We start from the raw sequence: 3,223 nt of genomic DNA on the forward strand, positions 1-3,223 counted from the left end.
GGAAACGAGGTCTCCCGCCAGCGCCGTTATGAAGGCGCCACGGTCCGTAGAGTACCGCTCGAAGTCATCTCGGGTGGCCACAGCCTCGTCTGGCCTGTCTACGTCCCCATGCATCTTGTAGATTGTCGCATCCCGGCGAGGACGGGTCGTTGCCAATTGAGGAACGGCGCTCTTCACGTCTACGACTTTGCCGACCTCTCTCAGTGCAGTCTCAAGCAACTTGTCATAGTTGGTGGTCCACCACGTGCGGATTGGGAGGCGCGACAATAGCCGATGGTTCTTTGTCGGCGGATTGTCGACAGATAAGGCTTCAATAACGGCCTTGTGAAGTCTATGCCTATTGTAGCCGTTAGCGTTTACATGGAACTGGGCGACCGAGACCAAATCGCTTTCTAGATCTATATCTAATTCCAACTCAATTGAAAGCGGGCGTATTAGCTCGCGCCAATCAACATAACCCGCTGGCACCGATAGACCCGCTCCCGCAAATATTGCTGCATTGCCTTCGACCAATTCCCCTAAATACTCAGTGATGAAAGAGTGTATCGCCGGTTTCATATCTGGCCCCCCGAACCAGTTATAACAGACCCAATGTCGGGCACCACCTCAAACACGCTACGCCCTAGTCGCCATCCCGCCAGATTACGCGCCGAACCGTCCTGATTTCAGCCAGCCGCGTCACCCCAAAGCCCTGCCGTTCTCGTGCCGATGGGTTTTGCGTCTCGGCTCTATATGTACTTGGACGTAATGATCCGCCAGAGCATTGCTGTTGTCAGCCTCTTCGATCTTGCGCGTCGCGTTCGCACCGCTTTCTTGGTTGTAGGCACGTTCCGCTTATCGTCGTAAAAGACGATGTTTCGGTCAAAGAAAGGCTTCAGCATCGGATCGGCTCTGATAGCGCCAGTGATATCTGCCAGCCAACCATGCCGTACCCCTTCGTAGGCGAGCAACCAGTCGGGACCGTCGGCTGATACGGCCTTCACCCGACGCTCCCAATCCCGGATTGGAGCCTCCGGAGCAAGTCCGCGAGACGACATGTCGAGAATGAGCAAACAGATCGCTGGACTTTCGATCTTCGCAAGAAGAGCAGCTTGGGCGCCCAACTGCAGCGGCAGTGCCAAGCCCTTCATGAGGAAGATCGCCCATGCGACTTCATAGTGCTCGCCACGCTCCAAGCCGCCTTTTATAATCGACGTCAAGCGCTTGGTAATGAGACTTTCATGTATCGTCCGCCCCTCATGGCGCATGTTGATCAGAAGCGCTGACACTAGGTCGATGTTTCTCGGATCGACCATCAGGGCTCGCATCAGGAAACTTTGCAGGTATGACGCGTCGGGCACCTTGATTTCAGAACCCTGTATCAACGACAGCGCGTAGCGAAGGGGCCGATCTACGGGGTTTTGTTTTTGTAGATCGAGAGCGACCTCGCAGAAGTTTTGCAAAGCAATGCCGGACAGCTCGGGGCCTATTCGCGCTGCCACCTGGAGTGTGTGAACCCAGGGCGTTCCAACGTTGTCGACTATCCCGATAACTGATGTCTTTCCTCCGTGAATTTCTAAACCTACCTCGAGGTAGGTCGTCCGTAACGCAGAAAGCAGTCGTTCTGCATCACCAACAGTTTCAGTCCCTATTACCCAATCATCCTGCAAGCGATCGGCTGCGCCGCGCTGAAGACCGGTCCTCAGCATCAGTCTGCTGTCAATGTAGCCTGAGAGAATATCCGCGACTATACGGGATGTATCGGGTCCGATCGGGATGCCAACGGACTGACCTCTATTACATTTGCGGAGAATTACGTCGATACGATCACCTAGGCTGTCGTTGTACTTCTTGCGGTTTTTCTTGACCCGTTCCTTACCATAGGCCGCCCAAGGCACCGAGTGGGTGTATATGGATGGATAGAAGCGAAGAACGTCTGATTTGACCTCTACATCGTAGGTCGCTCGAATGAGTTGTTTGTGCACCGCGTTACTCTTGAAGTCTGGCTCCTCAATCGCTCTGTTCGATTTGGATGAGATCATGGTTCTGGAGAAGCTAAATCGCTGCCGATCCAGCCAACGAGATATAGTCGCCCAATTCTTTGTCATAACCGAAGCGAGCAGAAGCTGGGGCACGGGGTTTGTAATGTGCAGTTGTCGACGCTCGTTCTTCGCTTTTGGCGTCGAGTAGAGTTCGGGTTCAGTCTCGCTTATCTCCCAAACTCTCTGATGCTTTGCATGGCCGGGCTTCAGCGGGCCGTTCGCGGCCCATATCGCCAACAATTCCCGCGCATACTTGCCGAAATCCTCGGTTATAAAGGGGGGCGGCAGCTCCTTTGGAAAGTAGCCCTTTGATAGCAAGACTTGAAGCTTGTCCAAAAATACGTTCCCCGAGCCCATGAATACGGAAGATCAGGGTAATTCACATGGGTTTCCTAAACATTGCCATCGCCAAATGATGGGTTTCCAAAGGTGTAACGAGGCGATCATGGACATGCTGCGGAAGGGCCAGACCTCGAACACCGTAGTGCGAGCCACCCACTGTTCGCGCCCGACGCTCGCAAAGTTGGCGAAGCGCCTTGAAGGAGCCGATACCGCCGGAGGGTGTGGTGAAGGCACTTCTTGTCGCCAACGCCTCATTGGAGCGCGAGGTGGGGGTGGCACAGACGTAGGCTCGGTGAGACCGATTAACGAACCTCCAACGAAGGGCATGCAGCATGTCAGACAACATCCTCGCGCAGCCGAAGAAGCCCAAGCTGATCGTTGTCACCGCCTTCGACCGCGATGAGACCGGCGACCTTCAGCCTGTCCTTGGGCCAGCCGAGCAGCAGACCGAGGACCGGGCGATAAGAAACGCAAAGGGCTTGGCGGGGAAACATGCCAGCGTCATTGCGTGGTCACGCGATGCGAACCCGTCGCTGGGCGAATACGTGGAACCGACGACCCTCTTTGTGGGTCGCGACGTGCCGGACATGGAGTAGGGAGCAAACGTTGTAGGCGGGGTCAGTAGAAGCTATCCACAGTATTGGCTTGCTTGCGCATTGCAGAAATCCGTCGCCCGGACCAAGCTTTGGGTTTGGAGGACGGGGCGATGGCAAATTTTACGCATTACGATTTGAAGCAGTGTTCCGCAGGCGAGGTGATTGAAATCACTCTTTCTTCGGCGGCTAATGTCCGATTGATGGATAGTTCAAACTTCAACTCATACCGCAACAATCGAAACCACAGATATCAAGGTGGATTGG

Annotated in this window: 4 protein-coding genes; 2 read left to right on the forward strand and 2 right to left on the reverse strand. The window is 54.7% G+C overall.

What is annotated here, in order from left to right:
• On the reverse strand, positions 1 to 558 hold a 558-nt coding region (locus EOB49_RS31920; RefSeq protein ID WP_206526171.1), incomplete at its 3' end, for an SIR2 family protein.
• A gap of 170 nt (positions 559 to 728) precedes the next feature.
• The gene (locus EOB49_RS31925; RefSeq protein WP_127383317.1) at positions 729 to 2,357 is read right to left on the reverse strand and encodes an RNA-directed DNA polymerase; all 1,629 of its coding nucleotides are present in this window, start codon (positions 2,355 to 2,357) and stop codon (positions 729 to 731) included.
• 338 nt (positions 2,358 to 2,695) lie between these two features.
• On the opposite strand from EOB49_RS31925, the gene EOB49_RS31935 reads away from it, so the two are divergent.
• Positions 2,696 to 2,959: a hypothetical protein gene (locus EOB49_RS31935; RefSeq protein WP_127383318.1), complete on the forward strand. Its 264-nt coding sequence runs from the start codon at positions 2,696 to 2,698 to the stop codon at positions 2,957 to 2,959.
• A gap of 110 nt (positions 2,960 to 3,069) precedes the next feature.
• On the forward strand, positions 3,070 to 3,223 hold a 154-nt coding region (locus EOB49_RS37045; RefSeq protein WP_206526173.1), incomplete at its 3' end, for a DUF1883 domain-containing protein.

Source organism: Mesorhizobium sp. M7A.F.Ca.MR.148.00.0.0, assembly GCF_003997735.1.
In the GTDB taxonomy this organism is placed as follows: Bacteria; Pseudomonadota; Alphaproteobacteria; order Rhizobiales; family Rhizobiaceae; genus Mesorhizobium.